The following is a 22,255-nucleotide window of genomic DNA, read 5'->3' as shown; positions in this document are numbered from 1 at the left end:
GGTGTGCCGCCCAGCGGCATCCCCCAACGGCACACCCGGTTGCACACCTCCGATCAGGAAAGCGGGCGCTCGCCCGTCGTCTCCGCGATCCCCACCCAGCGGCGCCACTCCGCGACCAGGCCCCAGCTGTCCTCGCCGGTGTTGGACACCAGCAACTCCCCCGAGCGCACGACGTGTTTGCGCATCGCGCTCTCGGCGGCCACCCCGTCGCGCCGGCGCAGCGCCTCGACGATGTCGGTGTGTTCCCGGAGCGCGGTCTCCACCGACTGGTATCTCGGTACGCTGAGTCGCCCGTCCAGGGCCAGCGTCTGACGCAACTCACCGACGAACTTGGCCAGTCGCCGGTTCCCGCCGGCCCGCAGGATCACGTCGTGCAGCTTCTCGTCGGCGGCGAAGTACTCGGGGCCGGCGTCGGGGTGCGCGGCCATGATCGCCAGTTGGGCGGCCAGTTCCTCGTCATCGCGGGTGGTCATCACCGCCGCGGCGCTGCGGCACGCCGGCGGCTCCAACAACACGCGCAGACTGCACAGTTCGACCACGCCGCGCCCGTCCGGGCCGAGCACGCGCGCGCCGCGATTGCGTTCGATCCGGACCAGTCCCAGGTCCGCCAGTTTGAGCAGGGCCTCCCGTACCGGCGTCCGGGAGGCACCGAACCGCTCGCCCAACTCCCGTGCGGAGTACAGCGTCCCGCGCCGGAGTGTGCCGAGCCGGATCGCGTCGCGGATCTCCGCCGCGATCTGCTCGGACTTGATGTCCGCCGACGACTGTAACGACGACAAGGGGTTCCCCAGACCGGCCGAGCGACCAGGAGCTCGATTCCCGACCCGCTCGACCGGAGGCCGGAGCGGCCAGGATAGCCGCCGAAACCCGAGCCCCACCCTCCGCTCACCGGCACCTCCGGCACGGCGGGTTCACAGCCGCCGCGAACTCCCCCGTGGAGTCAGCCGGTTGCGAGATGTTCGAGGCGGACCGCCAGGCCGTCCAGCATCCGCTGGAGGCCATAGTCGAAGTTCGCCTCACGCAGTTGCTCGGGATCCCTGCCGCGCATCGCCGACTGACTCTCCCGGACCCGGGGATGGTCGCGCATCGCCTCCTCGGCACTGGGTTGCAGGCTCTCCATCAGCTCCTGTTCGGTCCGACCGCTGCGCGCGAGCATGGACAGGTAGGCCGCCTCGCTGGTGGCCATCCCGATCACATAGGCCAGGACCGTACTCATCACCCGATCGCTCTCCTCGACGGCGAAGCCCGCACCCTCGACCACGGCGAGCATGCGCTCGGACAGCCGGATCACGTTCGGCCCCAGGTAGGCCAGACCCACCTGGCCGAGCACCACGGCCACCCAGGGGTGGCGCAGCACCATCGCACGCACGCTGTACGCGCAACTTTCGATTGTGGCCCGCCAGTTCGCCGGATCGCCCGGCTCCGGCACGGTCAACTCGCCGTAGACCTCGTCGACGACCAGCTCGATCAGCTCGTCCTTGTTGGCCACGTGCCGGTACAGCGAGGTGGCCCCGGCGCCCAGGCGGGTACCCAGGCGCCGCATGCTCAGCGCCTCCAGCCCCTCGATGTCGAGCAGCCGCACCGCCTCGGCAACGATCTGCTCCCGGCTCAGCTGCTCGCGTTGGCGACGCGGGCGTGTCCATACGGATTCGAACGGCTTGTCGTCGGCTGCCATGGCGCCCCTCTCTGTCCGTACCGCGTGAACCGCGCGTATCGCTTGATCACTGTTTTGGGCCACCGTAGCGCACAGCGTTCGCATTCTGCGTACGCCTGATCCAGGAGTGCATGGGGACATCGTTCACCAGTTGCGCACACCGTTCCGTGATGCGTACAGTGTTCGCAGCGAGGGCACGGCGTACGCGTCACGCACCATCCTCCGCGCCAAGAAGACGTGAAGACCCGACCACGCGAAGCCGAGAACTCGAGGGGTCCACCATGGAGAACCGCCACAATCCGCGCCGCTGGCTGATCCTGATCGTGTTGTGCCTGAGCACGCTGGTGCTGGTCGTGGACAACATGGTGCTGACCGTTTCGGTCCCGCCGATCGCGACCGACCTGGGGGCGGACGCCCAGGAGATCCAATGGATCATCGAGTCGTACGTACTGGTGTTCGCCGGCCTGTTGCTGACCGCAGGCAGCCTGTCCGACCGGTTCGGTCGAAGGCGGATCATGATCGTCGGGTTGGCGATCTTCGGCGGCGCCTCGCTGGCCGCGACGTTCGCCGCCAACCCTGAGCAGTTGATCGCCGGTCGGGTGCTGATGGGTGTCGGCGGGGCGTTGATCATGCCGAGCACGCTGTCGATCCTGATCACCGTGTTCGACGACGAGGAGCGGCGGAAGGCGATCACCGCGTGGAGTGCGGTGGCCATGGTGGGTCTGGTCGGCGGGCCGGTGGTCGGCGGCGTGCTGATCGCGCACTTCTGGTGGGGCGCGGTGTTCCTGATCAACGTGCCGATCGCGATCGTCGCGATCATCGCCGCGCTCGTGCTGATGCCGGAGTCGAAGGGGCCGTGGCGCAGGTCCGACCCGCTGGGCATGGTGCTGTCGATGGTCGGCATGACCGCGCTGGTGTGGACGATCATCGAGTCGGCCAACGGCGGTCTGTCGCACCCCGGTACGCAGATCTCGCTCGTGGTCGCGGTCGTCTCGCTGGTGGCGTTCGGCTTCTGGGAGATCCGTACCGCGCACCCGATGGTTCCGCTCGCGCTGTTCCGGAACCGGGTGTTCAGCGGTGCCAGTTTCTCGCTCGTCCTGCTGACGTTCGCCAACGGCGGGCTGATGCTGATCCTGACCCAGTACCTCCAGTTCGTCCTGGGCTACTCGCCGAGCAAGACCGGCCTGGCCTTCGCCCCGCTGGCCATCGCCTCGCTGCTCTTCAACGGCATCGGCGCCACGCTCGGCAACAGGATCGGCAACCGGCCCATGACGGCGGTCGGCCTGGTGGTCATCGCGGTCGGCTTCGGCACCGTGGCGAGCCTGCCGTCGGACGCCGGCTTCGGACTGCTCTCCGCCGCGACCGTGCTGATCGGGATCGGCAGCGGGCTGGCGATGCCCGCGGCGACGGCGGCTCTGATGGGCGCGGTACCGGCCGAGCACGCCGGCGTCGGCTCAGCGCTCAACGACACGGTGCAGCAGGCGGGCGCGGCGCTCGGGGTGGCCGTCCTCGGCAGCATCCTGTCCGGCACCTACACCGGCGCCATGCCCGAAGAGGCCCCCGAACAGGCCAAGCAGTCGATCTCGGACGCACTCGCCGTGGCCGACACCACAGGCGACCACCACTTGGCGACCGCTGCCCGCGAGGCCTTCACCACCGCAATGTCGGCCGGCTTCTGGACCGCCGCAGCCGGAATCCTGACCGCCGCCGCACTCGCGCTGCTCCTGCTCCGCAACCCGGCGGGAAGCCCGGCGGCCGCGGGTATTGGGGCGGAGACGGAGGGCACGGACCCGGAGACAGAGGCCGAGGGCAAGGACTCGGGAGCCGAGGCCGCGGGGGCGGGGGCTGTGGCCGCAGGAGCCGAGGGCGCCGCTGCGAGCCAAACGGGCGGCGAAGCCCAGCCGGCATCGGCCGAACCGGCGTCGGCTGAGCGCGCCCGCGTCCGTACTGCGGCGGCCCACTGACCTCCCGCACCTGGACGATCTCGCGTCACGACGCCCCGACGGCCCGCCCGCCGTCGGGGCGTCGTCGCATCAGTCGGTCCAATTGGCCTCGAACGCACATTCGCCACCGGCAACCCGGTCGGCCTCGAACGCCGGCCGAGCCGTATGTCTCCACAAGTCCTCCCAGCCCCGGCCGACAAGCAGGCAACCGACCCGAGCGGGCCGGGCGCGTGCACCGCACGTTGCACCCAGGGCCCCGACGAGACAGGCGCCTTGCTCGGCGAAAACCGGCTGGCAACGGGGGCAGGGAGGGTGCTCGGGTCGAGTCGTCCGGGGAGCCTTTCCGAGCGGGCCGGGCGCTTGCGGCGCGCGTTCGCCTTCGGTTGCGGGTGGCCGGTCCGGGGCCCGTCCGAGTCGATGATGGGCCGCCGCCAGCGTTCGGGGCTCCAAGACCCGGGCTTCCGGCAAGATGGCCGCGTTGCTCACCGAAACCGGCTGGCAACGGGGGCGGGGAGGGTGCTCGGGTCGAGTCGTCCGGGGAGCCTTTCCGAGCGGGCCGGGCGCTTGCGGCGCGCGTTCGCCTTCGGTTGCGGGTGGCCGGTCCGGGGCCCGTCCGAGTCGATGATGGGCCGCCGCCGGCGTTCGGGGCTCCAAGACTCAAGGGCCCCGACGAGACAGGCGCCTTGCTCGGCGAAAACCGGCCGGCAACGGGGGAGCGGGTGAGGAGCCCGGTCGAGTCGCCCGAGGGGCCTTTCCGAGTGGGTCGGGCAGGGCGTTTCGAGAGACGGTCGGCGGCTGGGTGGCGAGAGTTCAGGAAACCGGACGGCGTTACGCACCGCAGCCTCGATGCGAGAGAAAACCGCAGGTCAGCGGGAAAAGAAGCCGTTTCGAACGCCTCGGGATCCGGTTTCGGCGCTTGGTGGGCACTTTTGGCCTCCCCGACGGCATCTGAAGGGTCGCAGGACCCGAAGCCGACCCGATCGGGCGATTTCTGTCTCCGCTCCGGCATTGAGGGGGTCGGAGCGGACGAAACCGGTACACGACGCCCATCTCTCCTCTCTGATCCCACAAAACCGCAGGTCACCGAAACCCAAAGGCCACAACCACCGATCGCAATCCGATTTCGCGCCCCGGCTCCGCGCCAGCACTCCGCCACCACAAGCCCAACGCCCGCCGGAAACTCCCGACCCACTCGGAAAGGCCCCTCGGACGACTCGACCCAACCTCCCTCCCAGCCCCCGCTGCCAGCCGGTTTTCGGTAAGCAACGCGGCCGCCTCGCCGGAAGCCCCCGTCTTGGAGCCCCGAACGCTGGCGGCGGCCCACCATCGACTCGGACCAACCCCGCACCTGCCACCCGTAACCACACGCGGAAGCCTCGGTAGGCAGTGCTATCGGCCAGGTTCGGGTCGCCGTCGACGGCGGATATCAGAGCGCTTCACCGCCAACGGGAGCAGCCCGCACCTGCCACCGGTGACCGCACACGCCGGCCGGTGATTGTCGGGGCGGTGTCGCTGCGCCGGTGGGACTTCCACACCCCCGCTGGCAGCTGTGCTCGGCGCGGTTGGTGATTGTGGGCGAAGGCTGTCACGTTGGCCGAGCAGCGTTGTGGACGGGTCGCGCCCGCCGCCACTGGTGGTCATCGGGGCGCCGTCTCGTCGACGGGTGATCCTCTGCCCCTCCCCGGGTAGTCCCGCGATGCACCGTGAGCGGCGTGCGGGTGCCGGCAAATGGTCGAGGCCGCCGCTGCGGGTGGCCTCGGGGCGGTGTTGTGCGGCTGGAGGCTGGAAGGCCGCGTTGGTGGTTACGTGTGGTGAGCGGTGAGGTGGGCAAAGGCGACGACGTTGCCCAGGTAGCGCTGTGCGGTTTGGTCGAAGCCGCCGCCGCATGTGATCAGGCGGAGTTCCGCCGCCTTGGAGGCGCCGTAGACCCGTCGGTCGGGGAAGTGCTCGGCGCGGTAGACCTCGATGGCGTCGATCGTGAAGACCGCGGTGTCGCCGTCGGCGCGATCGACCTCGACTGTGTTGCCGCGATGAAGCGCACCGAGGTGGTAGAAGACGGCCGGGCCCTGGTCGGTGTCCACATGTCCGGCCACGATCGCGGTGCCGCCGGCGCCGGGCGGCGTGCCTTTTCGGTACCAGCCTGCGAGGTTGGACTCGTCGGTGGGTGGGGCCGCGAGCCTGCCGCCGCCTTCCAGGTCCAGGCCGGTCAGCGGGGCGTCCACGCCGATGGCCGGGATCCGCACGCGGGTCGGCGCGGCGGCGGGCAACGGGGCGAGCGGCGGCGGATCGTGCGGCGCGGGTCGGGCCTCGTCCGGGTACACGTCCGCGACACCGGGCTGCGGTGGCGGCCCCGGAGTCCCGGTGCCGTTGACGAGCAACGCGACACCCAGACACATCGCCGCCACCCCCACACCGACCGGCCCGATCCTCCGCTTCGCCACACGCTCCTCGGCCACGACCTCTGGCTCCACAAAACCTCCCGCCACCGCGATCGAGGTGGGTCGACACCGACCCGGGGTTTCTGGTGATGCAAGCCGTCACGCGCCGCGCGAGTGGGCGACGCACGGTCGGCGGGGTGCGTCGGCCGCCGCCGATTGAGGTGGGTGCCGCGCCATCAGCCGTGCAGGACTCCCCGCCGCAGACACGTGCCACGCCGTCGGTGATGACGGAGGCTTGGCCACGTAGGTGGGTGACGCACCCCTGCCGGCATGCCGCCCCGCCACGATGCACGCGTAACGCACCGTCCCTGGTGCAGGCCCCACAAGGTGGGCTGCACACTCTCCGTGGCACCGACCCAGCGACCCGGGTGGTAGGGCGCTGTCGGCGGCGCACTCCAGCCGAGTCGAATGGGCAAAGTAGCGCCGGTGGCGCGGGCACTCGGCGACGGGGCGCGCGAAGCACCATCGATGGCAACCTTCTGTCGACCCGAGCAAGGGTCGCAGCCACGGCCGCAGCCACGCCCTTGATAGCTCCTGCGGTGACGCAAGCGGGTGACGTGCCATCGGCGGGCGCAGCCCCACCCGTGCAAACGCGTGCCACGCCGCCGCCCGGCCCCGCCCCCGCCGACCGATGCGCCCACCAGCTCGCCGATCTGCTGCCGCACCTGTCGCCCCCTCCGCGTTCGCCGCTGTCCGAGTGCCCGCGTCGCCGATGGCGGTCGGCGGCGCGGGCGCCTGGTGCTGGGCGGTCAAAGGTTGCCTGTGTTGCGGCGGCGGTGCAGCACGATCAGGCCCGCGCCGGCGGCGAACAGGCCGGCGCCGAGGGCGACGTCGGTGTCGGTATCGGTGTCGCCGGATCCGTCGGACGTACCGCCCGTGCCGGTGTGCATGCTGCCCGAGGGGGCGGCGGCGTGGGCGTCCTCGTGGCCGGGGGCGTTGCCGTGTGCCGACTCACCCTTGGCGTCGGCGGCCTTGGCATCCGCGCCCTTGTCGTCAGCGGCCTTGACGTCCGGGCATTGTTTGGCGGCCGTCGAGGCGGAGGTCGTCATTTCGTTCTTGGCGCGTTCGAGTTGCTCCTGTCGGGACTTGTCGGGTCGGCCGGCGGCCGCGGCGGCGTCCTTGGCGTAGTCGGCGACGGCCGCGTCGTACGCCAATTGCGCCTTCGCGGCGGCGGCGACCGCCTTTGCGCAGTCCGCCGGGTTGCCCTGGGGCGCGGCGGGGGCGGCGTAGGCGAGCGCCGGGGCGGCCAGGGCGAGACTCGCGCCGAGCAGCGGCGGACCGAGGAGCCTGTGGATCGAACGCATGATGGGACCTCCGGCGAGCGCGGGCGCGGTAGCGACCTACCGCTGGGACAGCCGGGCTCGCGACTTCCAGGAAAGCCGGGCGGACACCGCCGCGCATGCCGAAATCACCCGAAACGGAGTCGCCTGGCCACGCTCCGTGAGCACGGGATTCTCGGTTTTCCCCGCCCACACCGCCCCGACGAACCGGTCACACATTTCCGCTCCCGCCTACCCGAACGGGTGACCCGGGTGCGTGGCCGGGCCCGAGCCGTCGCGGCGTCATCCCACCCCCGTGTGTGGGATGACGCCGCGACGGCTCGCATCCGGAGGCGTCAGTGGGTGCTTCCGCCCTCGGCGCTGATGTCGGTGGTACGGGTGGCGGCGGTGGTCACGATCGCCCGCAGCGCGTCGGCGATGGCGGGCAGCGGGAGCGAGGCGACAGCGCGGTCGGCCACCTGCTCGGAGGCGAAGGGGACGTGTACGAAGCCGCCCCGGGTGGTGGGGCGTTCGGTGGCGATCAGGTGCATCAGGCCGTAGAAGACGTGGTTGCAGACGAACGTGCCCGCCGTCGAGGACACCGACGCCGGTACGCCCGCCGCGCGCGCCGCCGCGACGCACGCCTTGACCGGCAGGCCGGCGAAGTAGGCGGCGGGCCCGGCCTCGACGATGGGCACGTCGATCGGTTGCCGGCCGGCGTTGTCCGGGATGCGGGCGTCGTCGACGTTGATCGCGATCCGCTCCACGGTGACGTCAGGCCGGCCCCCGGCCTGACCCACGCACACCACCAGGTCCGGGTCGACCCGCTCCACGGCGGACCGCAGTTCGTCGAGCGCGATCCCATATACACAGGACAACCGCACCGCCGTCACCTCCAGGTCCGTCCCCCCGGGTTCCGCCGCCACCAGTCGGACCGCCTCCCACGAGGGATTGCTCGCCTCGCCGGCGAAAGTGTCGAATCCGGTGAGGAGTACGCGGGTCATCGGTGATGCCTCCTGGAGCGGCGGAGCAAAGCGAGTAACGGGAGCCCTCGATCGGAACGCGAGGACGGAAGGCGAAGCCGGAACGCGAGGACGTAAGCGAAGCCGGAACGCGAGATCAGAACGCGAAGGCCGACATGATGCCGATGTTGACCACAAGCAGCGCACCCGCCGTCGGCAACTGCGCCTTGATCGGCCCGTATTGGTCCTTCAGCCCGAGCAACGCCGCGGGCACGATGTTGAAGTTGGCGGCCATGGGGGTGCACAGCGTGCCGCAGAAGCCGGCGAGCATACCGAGCGCGAGCACCACGGCCGGGTCGCCGCCGCCCTCGACCACGAGCACCGGCCAGCCGATCGCCGCGGTCATCACCGGGAAGGCCGCGAAGGCGTTGCCCATGATCATGGTGAACAGGAACATGCCCAGGCAGTACACGATCACCGCGACGTAGATCTTGCCGTCCGGCAGCACCTTCGAGGTGATCACGCCGACCTGCTTGCCCACCCCCGACACCTGGAAGATCGAGCCGAGTGTGGCCAGCAGTTGGGGCAGCAGCAGCGCCCAGCCCATCGCCTCCAGCATCGACCGGCCCTCGTGCACGGGGACGCTGATCCGCTTCTCCCGGACCACCAGCATGCCCACCACGAGCGCGACGATCGCGCCGACGCCGAGCCCGAGGATGGTCTCGCTGCCCTTCTGCAGCACCGGTTCGGTGCCGATGTGCCACTTCTTCACGAACACCGCGCACACCATCGCCACCACCGGGATGGTCAGTGCCGGGATGAAGATGCGGCTGCCGAGCCGGGACGCGATGGCGACCCGCTGCTCACGGCTGGTGGTGGGCACGGTGCCCTTGCCGGTGAAGCCGAAGCCGGCCAGACACACCATCACCAGCACGGCCACGCCCAGCGGTTCGGCCGGGGAGGTCTTCTCCACGACCCGGGTGCTGTAGATGAAGCCCGCACCGAGCAGGCCCCAGAACGCGGCGCTGCCGAAGCGCTTGGGATTGCTGCGATCCACCAACATCTGCGCGGCCATCACCAGGAAGACGGCGCCTACCAGCCAGAAGAACCATTCGACCTTGATCACTTGAGCTTCTCCTCGGCGGCGGAGTCGACGGCGGACGCCATGGCGGGGACGGCCCCCGCACCGGCCGGCGCCGCGGCGAAGTCGCGGGCCAACGTGCGGTCCAGGCGCAGCAGTCGGGCGCCGTGGATGAGGAACGCGAAGACGGCGGTGGGGATCGCCCACAGCGCCACGTGCAGCGGCTCGATGTGCTGGTGGTACGTGGTGTTCACGAAGCCCGTGATCAGCAGGATGGAGCCGACCGCCAGGAAGCAGTCCTCACCGAAGAACAGGCCGACGTTGTCCGCGCCCGCCGAGTGCGAGCGGATCTTCTCGCGCGTCTTCTCGGGCAGCGGGCCGTGGCTGCGCTCGGCGGCGCCCTCGGCCATGGGCACCACGAGCGGGCGCACCGTCTGGGCCGGGCCGCCCAGGCTGACCAGGCCCACGGCGGCGGTGATTTGGCGCAGTCCCAGGTACAGCACCAGGAAGCGGCCGGTGGTCAGCTTGCCGAAGCGCGCGATCAGCGTACGGGCCTGTTCCTGGAGGCCGTTGCGTTCCAGGAGCCCGATGACGGGCAGGGTGATCGCGAAGATCGTCACGCCGCGACTGGACGCGAAGCCGTTGCCGAAGGCGGCCAGCACTTCACGCGGCGACAGGTCGCCCAGCAGGCCGGTGGCCACACCGGAGACACCGACCACCAACAGGGGGTTGCGTCGGGTGGCGAACCCTACGATCACCAGTAGGACGCCGAGGAGCACAATCATTGCGCAGCCTTCCACGCTCGGGTCCTCGAACAGGGGGACGAGGAGGTGCCGAGGAGGCTAGGCTATTGTTGAACAATCCCACAAGACCTTGTGAACGGCGCGGGAAATTGGTGTACTCCTCCCGCACCGCTCGTCGCACTCTGGGGGACTCCACCGTATGACCCAAGATGTCGACCTTGCCCGGACTTCCGGCGACGATACACTCAGCCGTCTGGCCGCCGACCGCGACCTCCTCGGTCGCGCCGGCACCGCGCAGCGCGTCGCGGAGGTGTTGCGGGATCGGATCGCCGAGGGCGCCCTGCCACCCGGCACCCGACTCTCCGAACAGGCCCTGGGCGCCGCCCTCGGCGTCTCCCGCAACACGCTGCGCGAGGCGTTCCGCACGCTGGTCGACAATCGCCTGGTGGTGCACGAGATGAATCGGGGCGTCTTCGTCCGGATGCTCGACCCCGACGACGTGACCGACATCTACGCCGTCCGGCGCGCCCTCGAGGGCACCGGCCTGCGGGCGGTCTGTACGGCGGCGCCGGAGCGGATCGCGGCCCTGCACGCCGCGGTCGCGGGCGGCGAGGCGGCGGCCGAGGTGGGCGACTGGGCCGAGGTGGGCACCGCCGACCTGCGTTTCCACCGGGCCCTGGTGGCGCTCGCGGGCAGTCCGCGGCTCGACGAGTACATGACCCGCCTGATCGCCGAACTGCGCCTGGCCTTCCTGGCCATGCCCTCGGCCAGAGCGCTGCACGAACCGTTTCTGCGGCGCAACCGGGAGATCGTGGACCTGCTCGCGGGCGGCGACTTCGACGGCGCGAGGGTGGTTCTGGACCGGTATCTCGACGACGCGTGCGAGATGATCTGCGCCGCGATGCGAATGGACGGCGCATGAACGTGAACGCCGATGTGGCCGCGACGGGCGAGGGCTCGGATTCGAGCTCCAACTCGGGCTCGGACTCGGGCTCCCGCTCGGGCTCCAACTCGGGCTCCAACTCGGGCTCGGACTCCGTCGTGATCGACCTCAACGCCGATCTCGGTGAGGGCTTCGGGCGGTGGCAGCTCACCGACGACGCGGCGCTGCTCTCGGTGGTCACCAGCGCCAACGTCGCATGCGGCTTCCACGCCGGGGATCCGGTCACCATGCGCCGGGTGTGCGAGCTGGCCGCCGAGCGCGGCGTGCGGATCGGCGCGCAGGTCTCCTACCGCGACCTGGCCGGCTTCGGGCGCCGGGCGATGGACGTGCCGGCCGCCGAACTGGCCGCCGAAGTCGCGTACCAGATCGGCGCGTTGGAGGTCTTCGCGCGCGCCGCCGGTTCGCGCGTGTCCTATGTCAAGCCGCACGGCGCGCTGTACAACCGCACCGTGTGGGATGCCGACCAAGCCGGCGCGGTGGTGGCCGGCGTCCTCCTGGCCGGCGGCGCTTTGCCGGTCCTGGGACTGCCGGGCTCGCGCCTGCTCGAAGCCGCCGAATCCGCCGAACTTCCTTGTGTACCCGAGGCGTTCGCGGATCGCGCATACACCGCGCGGGGCACCCTGGTGCCGCGCGCGGAGCCCGGTGCCGTCGTTCACGACGGCGACCGGGTCGTGTCCCGCTCGTTGACGATGGCGCGTGAGGGCGCCGTCGTCGCCATCACTGGAGAGCGGGTCGCCGTCTCGGCCCGGTCGCTGTGCCTGCACGGCGACACCCCGGGCGCGGCCGAGTTGGCGCTGCGGGTTCGCCGCGCGCTGCTGGCCGCCGATGTGTCCCTGGAGCCGTTCGCGTGAGGACCTTGCCGGTGGGCCGACACGCACTGCTCCTGGAGGTGGACACGGCCGACCGGGCCGAGGCGCTGCACGCCGAACTGCTGCGCCGGCGGGCGGCGGGTACGCTGCCGGCCGTCCGGGAGATCGTCCCGGCGGCCCGCACCGTCCTGCTCGACGGGCTCGCCGACCCCGCCGCGCTGGCCGCGGACGTCACGGGCTGGCGCATCCCGCCGCTGTCGCCGGAGGCGGGCGAACACATCGAGATCGCGGTCCGCTACGACGGGCCCGACCTGGCCGAGATCGCCGAACTGTGGCGGGAGCCGGTCGAGCGTGTCCCCGAGATCGTCGGAGCGATCACTTTCCGGGTGGCGTTCTGCGGCTTCGCGCCCGGTTTCGGCTATCTGACCGGCCTGCCCGAGCGATATCACCTGGCTCGCCGGGCCACCCCGCGCACCGCGGTCCCGGTCGGCTCGGTGGGGTTCGCCGGCGAGTACGCGGGTGTGTATCCGCGCTCGTCGCCCGGCGGCTGGCAACTGGTCGGCAGCACCGACGCGGTCCTGTGGGACGCCGACCGCGAACCGGCCGCCCTGTTCGCTCCCGGGGTCCGGGTCCGCTTCGTGGCGGTGGGGCCGTGAGCGCGGGACGCGGCGGCGTGGGCGGAGCCGAGGCCAGGCGGGTTCGGGCGGAGCGGAGCGAGCCGGGTCGGGTCAAGGCGGAGCGGGGCGAGGATCGCCGGCGGGAGGCCGGTCGGGGTGAGGCGGTGCGGCGCGATTCGGGGGCGGAGGGGTCTCGGGTCACCCACGCGAGTGACGCATCGCGCACGGTCGAGGTGATTCGGGCCGGCGCGCTCACCACCGTCCAGGACCTGGGCCGCATCGGCTTCGCCCACCTGGGCGTACCCCGCTCGGGCGCACTCGATCAGCCGGCCCACCGCCTCGCCAATCGCCTGGTCGGCAATCCCCCCGAGGCGGCAACCCTGGAGACCACTCTGACCGGCACCGCCGTGCGGGTGCGCCGAACCACCGTGGCCGCGGTGGTCGGTGCACCCTGCCCGGTCCGCGTCGCCGGTCGCCCCGTCGCCTGGGGGGCGGCGATCCGCGTACCGGCCGGCGCCGTCCTCGAGATCGGCCCGGCCACCGCCGGCCTGCGCACCTACGTGGCACTCGCCGGCGGCGTGGCGGTCGAACCGGTCCTGGGCAGCCGATCCACCGACCTCCTGTCCGGACTCGGGCCGCCCCCACTCGCCGATGGCGACCTGCTCCCGCTGGGCGAGCCCACCGGACCCACCCCGCCGGGCGCGGACGTCCACCGCCGATCGGGTCCGCCCACCGAACTGGTGCTCCCCCTGGTGCTCGGCCCCCGGCAGGACTGGTTCACCGCCGCCGCCCGAAACTCCCTCGGCGCCGCCCACTACACCGTGGCCTCGGCAAGCAACCGCATCGGACTCCGCACCGACGGCCCCGCCCTGACCTGGGCACGCACCGACGAACTCCCCAGCGAGGGCATGGTGCTGGGCGCGGTACAGGTGCCCCCAGACGGCCGCCCGGTGCTCTTCCTGGCCGACCACCCGGTCACCGGCGGCTACCCGGTGATCGGCGTCGTCCCCGAAGACCACCTGGCCGCCGCCGCCCAGGCAACCCCGGGCACCCCGGTCAGATTCACCCCCACCGGCCACTGAACCCCCCACCCCACACGGCCCGTTCCCCGCGAACGGGCCGCCCGAATGCCCCCGGCCAAGACACCACCGCCGCCGCCCGGCCTTCCGCCAAGCAAAGCCCACGCCCCACCACACGCCCCAGGCCACAGAGCCCCAAACGCCGGCGCCGCCGCACCCACCCGACAACTCCGACCGGCCCCGCACCGGCACCACACCGGCACCGGTCCCGGCACAGGCACCACCCGACCAAGGCGCAACCCCCGCCGGGACGCCCGACCCACTCGGGAAAGCCCCCCGGCGGGCCCAACCGCATCGCCGGCCCGCCGTCCCGCGCTGCCGCCCGGCTATCTGCCAAGCAAAGCGCGCGTCTCACCACGCACCCCAGGCCACGCAGCCCCAAACGCCGGCGCCGCCGCACCCACCCGGCGACTGCGACCGGCCCCGCACCGGCGCCACCCGAGCGAGACGCAACCGCCGCCGCCGACACCCGCACCGCGGCACCATCGCCCTCGCGGCCCCTCCCTCACCGCGTCACGGCATCCCCCTCCCGGGCGCCTACTCGCCGGTAGCAGCCCCGGGGGTGCTTGCCCGGCCTCGCCCAGCCGCTTGCACATCACCCCCACTCGGCCAGCGACTCGCCCGTTTTGTCTGTGAGTTCATCACACCCTCGGCCATGAATTCCTCACTCCGCATTGATGACGAATGCGACTTTCGGCGATCTCGGGAGGCCGGCAGTGTTCCGGTTGGCACCAGGTCTTCCGGAATGGGAGTGCGATGAATCAGGGATACGCGGTCTTCTGCGACGCCGATCGGCTGTTCTACGACGCGCCGTATCGACTCCGCGCGGACGACGCCGACCTGGCCACGCACTACGCCACGCTGAGTCGCGAACTCCCCGAAGGCTGGCTGCGCAACACCTCCGGTGACTGGCTCGCGTTCCGGCCCGAGCCGTGCGAACTGCCGGAGCAGGGCTGGAAGATCCACGTCTCCGCCGTACACGCCAACGCCGAGCGGGTGTTGACCGTCGTCTGGGACTACTGCGTCCCGCGCGGCATCGCGTTCAAGTGCATGCCGAGCCCGTATCTGCTGCACAACCGCAACGGCAAGTACGCCGACCGCGCCGCCAGCGGCAAGTTCGTCACCGTCTACCCCGCCGACGACGAGCAGTGTCGGGTGGTCGCGGAGGAGCTGTCCGCCCTGCTGGCCGGTGAGCCGGGGCCGTACATCCTGAGCGACCTGCGCTGGGGCGAGGGGCCGGTGTTCCTGCGCTACGGCAGCTTCACCGAGCGCAACTGCCATGACGCGCGCGGCGAGTTGTGTCCGGCGATCGAGGACGACACCGGCACGCTCGTCCCGGATCGGCGCGAACCCACGTTCCAGGTACCGCCGTGGCTGGACCTGCCCGCGTTCCTGGAACCCCATCTGGCCGCCCGCACCGCGACCACGGTCGGCGAACTCCCGTACCGGATCGAGCGCGCGCTGCACTTCTCCAACGGCGGCGGGGTCTACCTGGGTCGGGATCCGCGCACCGACGAGCAGGTCGTGCTCAAGGAGGCCCGCCCGCACGCCGGACTGGGCGCCGACGGCGCGGACGCGGTCACCCGCCTCGAACGCGAGCGCGACGCGCTGCGCCGGTTGAGCGGACTGGCCTGCACGCCCGAGGTGCGCGACTGGTTCACCCTCGGTGATCACCGTTTCCTGGTCCTGGAGTTCGTCGAGGGCCGCCCGCTGAACACCCTCTTCGCGCTCCGCCACCCGCTGATCGAGACGGACCCCACACCGGAGTCCCTGGCCGACTACACCGTGTGGGCCATGCGGATCTACGGCCTCGTGGCCGACGCCGTCGAGGCGATCCACGCGCGGGGCGTGGTCTTCAACGACCTGCACCTGTTCAACATCATGATCCCCGAGGACGAACAGTCGGTGACGCTCCTCGACTTCGAGGCCGCCGCGATCGACGACGACACGCGACGTCAGGTGGTCGCCAGCCCCGGCTTCGTGGCACCCGCCGACCGGCGCGGCTTCGACATCGACCGCTACGCGCTCGCCTGCCTGCGGATCGCCCTGTTCCTGCCGCTCACCAGCCTGTTCGTGGTGGACCGGAACAAGGCCCGGCACCTGGCCCGCGTCGCGCTCGCGGAGTTCCCGATCCCGGCCGGCTGGCTGGACCCGGCGGTCGAGGAGATCCTGCGCGGGTACGACCCGGCGCCCGAGCACGAATCCGGTACGCCCCCCGAGCACGCCCGGGCCGACGTCCCCAAGCCCGAACACGCCCGCGCCAACGCCCCGAGCCCCGAGCCGAACCGGTCCGCCCAGTCGCGCCGTTCGCACCCGCCCACCGCCGCCCCTTCCGCCGACCCTTCCGCCGGCTACCTCCCCGTATCCCTCACCGACTGGCCGCGCAGCCGCGACTCGATGGCCCGGGCGATCACCCTGTCCGCCACCCCGACCGCGAGGACCGCTGCTACCCAGGCGACATCGCCCAGTTCGCCGTCCCGGGCGGCGGCGCGTGCCTCGGCTCCGGGGCCGCCGGCGTGCTGTACGCGCTGGCCGAGACCGGCGCCGAACGCCACCCGGCGGGCGAGGAATGGCTGTTGCGCGCGACCAAGAACCCGCCCGCCGGCAACCCGCCCGGCTTCTACGACGGCCTGTCCGGCGTGGCGTGGGTGATGGAGCGCCTGGGACACCGCGACCGCGCCCTGGACCTGGTCGACCTGATCCTCGGTCAGAACCGGCACGGCCTCGGCGTGGACCTGCACAGCGGACTGGCCGGGCTCGGCCTCGCGCTGGACGACCTCGCCCGTACCACCGGCGAGAACGCCCTGCACGACCGGACGTTGGCCTGGGCCGAGCAGGTCGCCGACCGCATCCGCACCGGTCCCCCGTCGACCCGAGCCGGCCTCCTGTACGGCGCCACCGGCGGCGCCCTCCTCTTCCTGCGCCTGTACGAACGGCTGCGTGACCCGGGCCTGTTGGATGCCGCCGCGGACGCGCTGCGCAGCGACCTGGCCCGCTGTGTGGTCGCCATCGGCGGCGCCCTGCACGTGAGCGAGGGCCGCCGTACGATGCCCTACGTCGGCGCCGGCAGTGTCGGCATCGCCATGGTCCTCGACGACTACCTCGCGCACCGGCCCGACGAGCAATTCGCCGCCGCCCGGCTGGAGATCGCCCGTGCCGCCCGGGCCCGGTTCTACGCCCACCCCGGCCTGTTCCGGGGCACCGCGGGGATGATCCTGCACCTGAGCCGCACCCCCGCCGACGAACCCGACACACGTGCCGCCGACCTGCGCCGGCTGACCGACACGCTGTCCTGGGGCGCGATTCCCTACCGGGGCGAACTCGCTTTCGCCGGAGACCAGATGATGCGGCTCTCCATGGACCTGGGCACCGGCACCGCCGGTTGCCTGCTCGCACTGGGCAGCTCCCTGCACGACCATCCCGTGCACCTGCCCTTCCTCCCGCCGCCTCGGCGGCCCTGAAGCCGGTCCCGTTCATTCGCGGACCGAGGCAGAACCGGCCCACCCTTCGGGCGGGCCGCGGCACCATCCTGTTCCACTACCGAGAGGAATGATCACCATGGCACTTCTCGACCTGCAGACGATGGCGGCGGAGGAGACCGAGCTCGGCGGCGGCGGCCACGGCGGCGGCAGCAACGTGAGCCTCCTGCTCTGCGGCAACAGCAGCCTGAGCCTGCTTCAGTGCCGCTGACCCCTGCCCCTCCTCGGGAGGCTCCGAGCACGCCTCTGAGCACCCCTGAGTAGTCAGGACGAGTCGACGGCGGTCCCGGGCGGCGGCATTCCGCCCGGGACCGCTATTCGTGCAGTACCCCCGCGACGAAAGCGAGGAACCGCGCCGGCATGGCCGCCACGGACCGCACCCCCGATCGCGCATCGGCCGCGCCCCCCGGAACCGCCCATCTGCTGGCCGGCGCCGTGCGCCATAGCCCGGGCCGCACCGCGGCCGTGTTCCTGTGCAGCGCGGTCGCCGCCGGCGTGGCGATCGTGCTCCCGGCCGTCCTGGGCCACACCCTCGACCTGCTGCTCGACGACGCCGACGGTCTGCACGGCGCGGTCGTCCTGTGCGCGGTGCTGATCGTCGCCGAGATCGTCTGCACCGCCCTGGAGGCCCTGCTCGGCGGGGTCGTCACCGCCCGAAGTGCCGCCTGGTTGCGCCGACTCGGCGTGGACCACCTGCTCTCGCTCGCCCCGCACCGGGCCGGTGAACACGCGCCGGGCGATCTGGTCACCCGGCTGACCGGCAACGTGGCGGAGGCGAGTACCGCGCCGACCACCGCGGCCGCCGGCCTGGCCTCGCTGTTCGTCCCGATCGGCGGTCTGGTCGCGCTGGGCGTGATCGACCCGTGGCTGCTCGCGGTGTTCCTGGCCGGTGTACCGCTGCTGATCTGGCTGTTGCGCGCCTTCGCCCGCGGTTCCTCGGAGAGCGTCTCCGGCTACCAGCGGGTGCAGGGCGAGATCGCCACCCGACTGGTGGAGGCGCTGGGCGGCGCCCGGAGCATCGCCGCGGCCGGCGGTGCGACCCGCGAACTCGGCCGGATCCTGGACCCGTTGCCGCGACTGAACGCGCAGGGGCGGCGGATGTGGCAGGTGTACGGGCGGGCCATGGCGGGTGCGGGCATCCTGGTCCCGCTGTTGAGCACGGCGGTGCTCGCGGTCGGCGGCGTACGGCTGGCCGGCGGGCACCTGACCGTGGGCGAACTGCTCGCCGCCTCGCGCTACACCGCGCTCGCGGCCGGTCTCGGCGTGGCGGTCGGCGGCCTCGACGCGCTGGTGCGCAGCCGTTCGGCCGCGCGGCGCACCGCCGAACTGCTGGCGATCCCGCCGATGCGGCACGGCGACCGGGCGTTGCCGGCGTACGGTCCGGGTCGGCTCGAACTGTGCGGGGTCACCGTGTTCCGGGGCGGCGAGCCGGTGTTGCGCGGCGTGGATCTGGTCGTTCCCGGCGGCGCCACGATGGCCGTGGTCGGCCGCTCCGGCGCGGGTAAGTCGACGCTCGCCGCGGTCGCCGGGCGGTTGTGCGACGTGGACGCGGGCGTGGTGCTGCTCGACGGCGTGCCGCTGACCGAGATCGATCCGGCGCGGTTGCGCCGCGAGGTCGGCTACGCCTTCGAACGACCCGCCCTGTTCGGCGAGACGATCGCCGACGGCATCGCCTTCGGGCCCTACCGACCGCAGCCCGCCGCGATCGAGGCCGCCGCCGCGGCGGCCGGCGCGGACACCTTCATCCGACTGCTGCCCGGCGGGTACGCAGCACCGCGTGCGACCGCGCCGCTGTCCGGCGGCGAACTGCAACGCCTGGGCCTGGCGCGAGCGTTCGCGCACGCGGGCCGCTTGCTCATACTGGACGACGCGACCTCCAGCCTGGACAGCGTCACCGAACTGCGGGTGGATCGGGCCCTGGTCCACGATGTCCGCGCGGGTACCCGGCTGCTGATCGCCCACCGGGTGTCCTCGGCGGCTCGGGCCGATCTGGTCGCGTGGCTGGAGGCGGGCCGGGTGCGCGCGGTCGGCACCCACGAACGGTTGTGGGAAGAGGCGGACTACCGGGCGGTGTTCGTCGCCGCCGAAGCGGGCCACGAGACGCCGGGGCCCGGTTCGCCCCGGGGCTCGTCCGGGACGTCGAAGTATGGCCCGGCCGGGGATTCGGCCCGGGAGGGCAGATGACCGAGGAGCGTTCCGGGGTGCCCGCCCTGGGTCGGCGTTTCCTGGCCCGGCGCAAGCGAGTGCTGGTCCGGCTCGGCGCGTGGTCCCTTCTGGAATCGGCGCAGACCTTCCTCGGCGGCTACGGCGTGGCGATGGCGCTCGACTCCGGTTTCCTGGCCGGCCGCACCGGCGTCGGCCTCGCCTGGCTGGCGGTCGCGGCACTGGCGGTGATCTGCGGCGGGGCGGCCACCGGCGGGGTGTTTCGCGGACTGGCCGACCTGGTCGAGCCGTTGCGCGACGGGCTGATCCGCCGGGTGGCCGACCGGGCCCTGACCGAGGCGATCGAGGCCCCGTCGCGCGCGGCGGACGGCGCGGTGGTGTCGCGGTTGACCAATCAGACCGAACTCGCCCGGGACAGCTTCGCCGGACTGGTCCTGGTGGCCCGCTCGTTCGTCTTCACCATGCTCGGCGTGCTGCTCGGACTCGGCGCGCTGGCTCCGGAGTTGCTGATCGTGGTGCTGCCGCCGCTGGTGCTCGGCCTGGCGTTGTTCCTGGCCACGCTGGCGCCGATGGCGGCCCGGCAGCGGGTGTTCCTCGATGCCGACGAGGCGTTGTCGACGCAGCTCGGCGCGGTCGCCGAGGGTCTGCGCGACGTACTGGCGGCGGGGGCGGGGCAGTCGGTCGCGGCTCGGACGCACGCCCTGATCGAGGCCGAGGCCCGCGCGGCGCGCGTGCTGGCCCGGTGGGCCGCGGCGCGTACCGTCGCGCTGGGCGTGGCCGGGCAGTTGCCGGTGTTGCTGCTCCTGGTCAGCGCGCCCTGGTTGGTGCGGAGGGGACTGACCGCCGGCGCCCTGCTGGGCGCGCTGACCTACCTGACCCAGGCCCTGCTGCCGGCCCTGCACACCCTGATGAACGCGCTCGGCGCGGCGGGGACGCGGCTGCTGGTGGTGCTCGATCGACTGACGTCCCAGTCGCGAAGTACCCTGCCCGGTCCGTCGGTTGCCGAGCACGGCGGCCCCTCGGCCGAGCGCGGCGCCCCCGCCGGGGTCGAGATACGCGGGCTGACCTTCGCGTACGGCCCCAACGCCCAACCGGTCCTGCGCGATCTGGATCTGACCGTCGAACCCGGCGAGCACCTCGTGGTGGTCGGCCCCAGCGGGATCGGCAAGTCGACGCTGACCGCGCTGGTCGCCGGCCTGCTCGAACCCGACCGGGGCGCGATCCGGGTGGCGGGGCGACCGGTCGCGCCGATCGCCGGCGAACCCTCCCGCCGACGGGTGCTCATCCCGCAGCAGGCGTACGTGTTCAGCGGCAGCGTCCGGGAGAACCTGCTGTACCTGTGCCCGGACGGCGCGTCGCCCGCCGCGCTGACCGCGACCGCGGCCGAGGTCGGTCTGCTGCCCCTGGTCCACCGACTGGGCGGCTTCGACGCGCCGGTGGACCCCGCCGCCCTGTCCCAGGGCGAGCGCCAGTTGATCGCGCTCGGCCGGGCGCACCTGTCACCCGCGCCCCTGGTGATGCTGGACGAGGCCACCTGCCATCTCGATCCGGCGGCGGAGGATCGGGCCGAACGGGCCTTCGCCGAACGGCCCGGGACACTCATCGTGGTGGCCCACCGGATCAGTTCGGCGCAGCGGGCGGACCGGATCCTGGTGCTGGACGGGGTGCACGCCGTGTGCGGGACACATCGGGAACTCCTGGACCGGTCACCGCTGTACCGCGACCTGGTCGGCCACTGGCACGCGGAACGCATCTGAACCGCGGAAGGCGTCCGACCGGCCGTACGGGCCCCGAGTGCGGCGGCGGAGTGCGGGGCCAGGAGGCGTGGCCCCGCCGGATCCGCCGGACGGGCAGGTTGCTAGACCCACCCGGCGTCGCGCGAGATGCGGATCGCGTCGATCCGGTTGCGGGCACCGGTCTTGCGGGTGATCGCGCACATGTAGTTCCGTACCGTCCCGATGCTCAGCCGCAGACTGCGGGCGATCTCCGGGGCCGAGGCGCCCTTCGCGGCGAGCGAGAGCACACCCAGTTCGCGAGGGGTCAACGGCGCGGTCGCGGCACGCAGCAGGTCGAGCGCGAGCGTACCGTCCACGTAGCGGCGGCCGGTGGCCATGAGTCTTATCGCGCGCGGCAGTTGCGACGGTTGGGCGTCCTTGTCCACGAAGCCCAGCGCCCTGGCCTCCGCCGCCCGGCGCAGGCTGCCCGGCCGCGCGGTGGTGGCCAGTACCAACAGCGCGCAGTCCCGATCGACGGGTCGACTCGGTAAACGGGAGGCGCCGGGACAGTCCACGTCCACCACGCATACGTGCGGACGTTGGGCTCGAGCCCGGTCGGGAGCGCTCTCCCAACTCTCGGCGACGACGTCGATGTCCTCCTCCCGATCGAGCAGCGCGGTCAGCGCCGATCTCATCAACTCCGTGTCGTGCACCAAGAGAACCCTGATCATGTCCGCCCCCAGTCTGTGCCGACGCGCCTGGGATGCCCGCCAAGCACGTCGATAGGTACCCCGTCCCGAGAGTCTCAGCACTACCCGTAATCGGATGATTCTTTTATGCGACATTCGGATCCCGGGTTCTCGTCTCCTGTCGAACCATGATCGAACCGGGCCGCTATCGACCGAGGGTTCGAAGAACTTCGGACACCGAGGGGGACGTCGCGTACACCACCGAGCGGGGACGCGGACCGGGAACCGGCGCCGGCACGCAACGTGTCGACCCATCGCCCGCTCCCTCTGCCGCACAACCGTCCGGCACCCCGACCCCCGGCCCATGGCCGTCTTCCGCCCCACCCCGGCATGCGATCGTCGGTCCCCTGATCGACTTTCGCGCACCAGCTCCCGCTCAGACCGTAGAGCCACCCGGCCGCGCATGCGTACCAAACGCGATAAATCGGCGGCTTCGGGGCAACGAGAAAGCCCCCCCGCGCCGGTCGCCGAGGCCGAACGTTTCGCCGCGCGGGCCCACCCGCACCGAGACGGAGGTGGCGTTCGGGGTGGAGCGGAAGGAAAACGCCACCTCCGCGCACCTGTCGGCGTAGCGCGGCGTGGAACGCGACCTCCTGGCCCAGGGTTCGCCAGACGTTGCCC

General features: G+C 72.1%; 16 protein-coding genes and 1 pseudogene. 9 read left to right on the top strand and 8 right to left on the bottom strand.

Going from position 1 to position 22,255, the window contains the following annotated elements; genetic code table 11:
• Positions 1–53: 53 nt before the first annotated feature.
• Positions 54–779 (bottom strand): GntR family transcriptional regulator, encoded by a 726-nt coding sequence (locus B4N89_RS34195; protein ID WP_078980346.1) that lies wholly within the window; start codon positions 777–779, stop codon positions 54–56.
• A gap of 161 nt (positions 780–940) precedes the next feature.
• Complete coding sequence (locus tag B4N89_RS34190) at positions 941–1,675, bottom strand: TetR/AcrR family transcriptional regulator (RefSeq protein ID WP_078980345.1); 735 nt, start codon at positions 1,673–1,675, stop codon at positions 941–943.
• Between the two features lie 260 nt (positions 1,676–1,935).
• Here B4N89_RS34190 and B4N89_RS34185 point away from each other — a divergent pair, with 260 nt between their 5' ends.
• On the top strand, positions 1,936–3,618 hold the full coding sequence (locus B4N89_RS34185) for an MFS transporter (RefSeq protein ID WP_078980344.1): 1,683 nt from the start codon (positions 1,936–1,938) through the stop codon (positions 3,616–3,618).
• A gap of 1,781 nt (positions 3,619–5,399) precedes the next feature.
• Here the strand turns inward: B4N89_RS34185 and B4N89_RS34180 are convergent.
• From B4N89_RS34180 to B4N89_RS34160, 5 genes are all read right to left on the bottom strand, one after another.
• Positions 5,400–6,053 carry a class F sortase gene (locus B4N89_RS34180; protein WP_235619077.1) on the bottom strand — a complete coding sequence of 218 codons (654 nt, stop codon included), beginning with the start codon at positions 6,051–6,053 and terminating at the stop codon, positions 5,400–5,402.
• A gap of 731 nt (positions 6,054–6,784) precedes the next feature.
• Entirely contained in the window at positions 6,785–7,339 is a 555-nt protein-coding gene (locus B4N89_RS50170) for a hypothetical protein (protein ID WP_078980343.1), read from the bottom strand.
• A gap of 311 nt (positions 7,340–7,650) precedes the next feature.
• Positions 7,651–8,298: a pyroglutamyl-peptidase I gene (gene pcp, locus B4N89_RS34170; RefSeq protein WP_078980342.1), complete on the bottom strand. Its 648-nt coding sequence runs from the start codon at positions 8,296–8,298 to the stop codon at positions 7,651–7,653.
• 115 nt (positions 8,299–8,413) lie between these two features.
• Positions 8,414–9,382, bottom strand: coding sequence for a DUF979 domain-containing protein (locus B4N89_RS34165; protein ID WP_078980341.1), 969 nt, complete (start codon positions 9,380–9,382; stop codon positions 8,414–8,416).
• Positions 9,379–10,122: a DUF969 domain-containing protein gene (locus B4N89_RS34160; RefSeq protein ID WP_078980340.1), complete on the bottom strand. Its 744-nt coding sequence runs from the start codon at positions 10,120–10,122 to the stop codon at positions 9,379–9,381. The genes B4N89_RS34165 and B4N89_RS34160 overlap by 4 nt, the downstream gene beginning before the upstream one ends.
• A gap of 157 nt (positions 10,123–10,279) precedes the next feature.
• On the opposite strand from B4N89_RS34160, the gene B4N89_RS34155 reads away from it, so the two are divergent.
• The 8 genes and pseudogenes from B4N89_RS34155 (at position 10,280) to B4N89_RS34120 (ending at position 20,927) form a co-directional block, all read left to right on the top strand.
• Positions 10,280–11,002: a GntR family transcriptional regulator gene (locus B4N89_RS34155; RefSeq protein WP_078980339.1), complete on the top strand. Its 723-nt coding sequence runs from the start codon at positions 10,280–10,282 to the stop codon at positions 11,000–11,002.
• A 119-nt stretch (positions 11,003–11,121) separates the two neighbouring features.
• Positions 11,122–11,874, top strand: a complete 753-nt coding sequence (locus B4N89_RS34150) for a LamB/YcsF family protein (protein WP_078980721.1) — start codon at positions 11,122–11,124, stop codon at positions 11,872–11,874.
• Entirely contained in the window at positions 11,871–12,488 is a 618-nt protein-coding gene (locus B4N89_RS34145; protein WP_078980338.1) for a 5-oxoprolinase subunit B family protein, read from the top strand. The genes B4N89_RS34150 and B4N89_RS34145 overlap by 4 nt, the downstream gene beginning before the upstream one ends.
• A 194-nt stretch (positions 12,489–12,682) precedes the next feature.
• Entirely contained in the window at positions 12,683–13,531 is an 849-nt protein-coding gene (locus B4N89_RS34140; RefSeq protein ID WP_101897449.1) for a biotin-dependent carboxyltransferase family protein, read from the top strand.
• A 753-nt stretch (positions 13,532–14,284) separates the two neighbouring features.
• Positions 14,285–16,989: pseudogene (gene lanKC, locus B4N89_RS34135) on the top strand (class III lanthionine synthetase LanKC).
• A gap of 97 nt (positions 16,990–17,086) precedes the next feature.
• Positions 17,087–17,218 (top strand): SapB/AmfS family lanthipeptide, encoded by a 132-nt coding sequence (locus B4N89_RS34130; RefSeq protein WP_078980719.1) that lies wholly within the window; start codon positions 17,087–17,089, stop codon positions 17,216–17,218.
• A 149-nt stretch (positions 17,219–17,367) separates the two neighbouring features.
• Positions 17,368–19,191 (top strand): ABC transporter ATP-binding protein, encoded by a 1,824-nt coding sequence (locus B4N89_RS34125; protein ID WP_078980337.1) that lies wholly within the window; start codon positions 17,368–17,370, stop codon positions 19,189–19,191.
• Positions 19,188–20,927: an ABC transporter ATP-binding protein gene (locus tag B4N89_RS34120; RefSeq protein WP_078980336.1), complete on the top strand. Its 1,740-nt coding sequence runs from the start codon at positions 19,188–19,190 to the stop codon at positions 20,925–20,927. Before B4N89_RS34125 ends, B4N89_RS34120 begins: the two co-directional genes overlap by 4 nt.
• Positions 20,928–21,028: 101 nt before the next feature.
• Here the strand turns inward: B4N89_RS34120 and B4N89_RS50165 are convergent, their stop codons facing one another.
• Positions 21,029–21,616 carry a response regulator transcription factor gene (locus B4N89_RS50165; RefSeq protein ID WP_078980335.1) on the bottom strand — a complete coding sequence of 196 codons (588 nt, stop codon included), beginning with the start codon at positions 21,614–21,616 and terminating at the stop codon, positions 21,029–21,031.
• Positions 21,617–22,255 lie beyond the last annotated feature (639 nt).

The organism is Embleya scabrispora, from assembly GCF_002024165.1.
GTDB classification, from domain to species: domain Bacteria; phylum Actinomycetota; class Actinomycetes; order Streptomycetales; family Streptomycetaceae; genus Embleya; species Embleya scabrispora_A.
The sequence above is the reverse complement of the archived record's forward strand: the minus strand, read 5'-3'. Positions and strand labels throughout refer to the sequence as shown.

Bases quoted from the DNA above. Each gene is read 5' to 3' on its own strand.
- B4N89_RS34130 (WP_078980719.1), top strand. From the start codon at position 17,087: ATGGCACTTCTCGACCTGCAGACGATGGCGGCGGAGGAGACCGAGCTC.
- B4N89_RS34190 (WP_078980345.1), bottom strand. From the start codon at position 1,675: ATGGCAGCCGACGACAAGCCGTTCGAATCCGTATGGACACGCCCGCGT.
- pcp (WP_078980342.1), bottom strand. From the start codon at position 8,298: ATGACCCGCGTACTCCTCACCGGATTCGACACTTTCGCCGGCGAGGCG.
- B4N89_RS34125 (WP_078980337.1), top strand. From the start codon at position 17,368: ATGGCCGCCACGGACCGCACCCCCGATCGCGCATCGGCCGCGCCCCCC.
- B4N89_RS34120 (WP_078980336.1), top strand. From the start codon at position 19,188: ATGACCGAGGAGCGTTCCGGGGTGCCCGCCCTGGGTCGGCGTTTCCTG.
- B4N89_RS50170 (WP_078980343.1), bottom strand. From the start codon at position 7,339: ATGCGTTCGATCCACAGGCTCCTCGGTCCGCCGCTGCTCGGCGCGAGT.
- B4N89_RS34160 (WP_078980340.1), bottom strand. From the start codon at position 10,122: ATGATTGTGCTCCTCGGCGTCCTACTGGTGATCGTAGGGTTCGCCACC.
- B4N89_RS34155 (WP_078980339.1), top strand. From the start codon at position 10,280: ATGACCCAAGATGTCGACCTTGCCCGGACTTCCGGCGACGATACACTC.
- B4N89_RS50165 (WP_078980335.1), bottom strand. From the start codon at position 21,616: ATGATCAGGGTTCTCTTGGTGCACGACACGGAGTTGATGAGATCGGCG.
- B4N89_RS34185 (WP_078980344.1), top strand. From the start codon at position 1,936: ATGGAGAACCGCCACAATCCGCGCCGCTGGCTGATCCTGATCGTGTTG.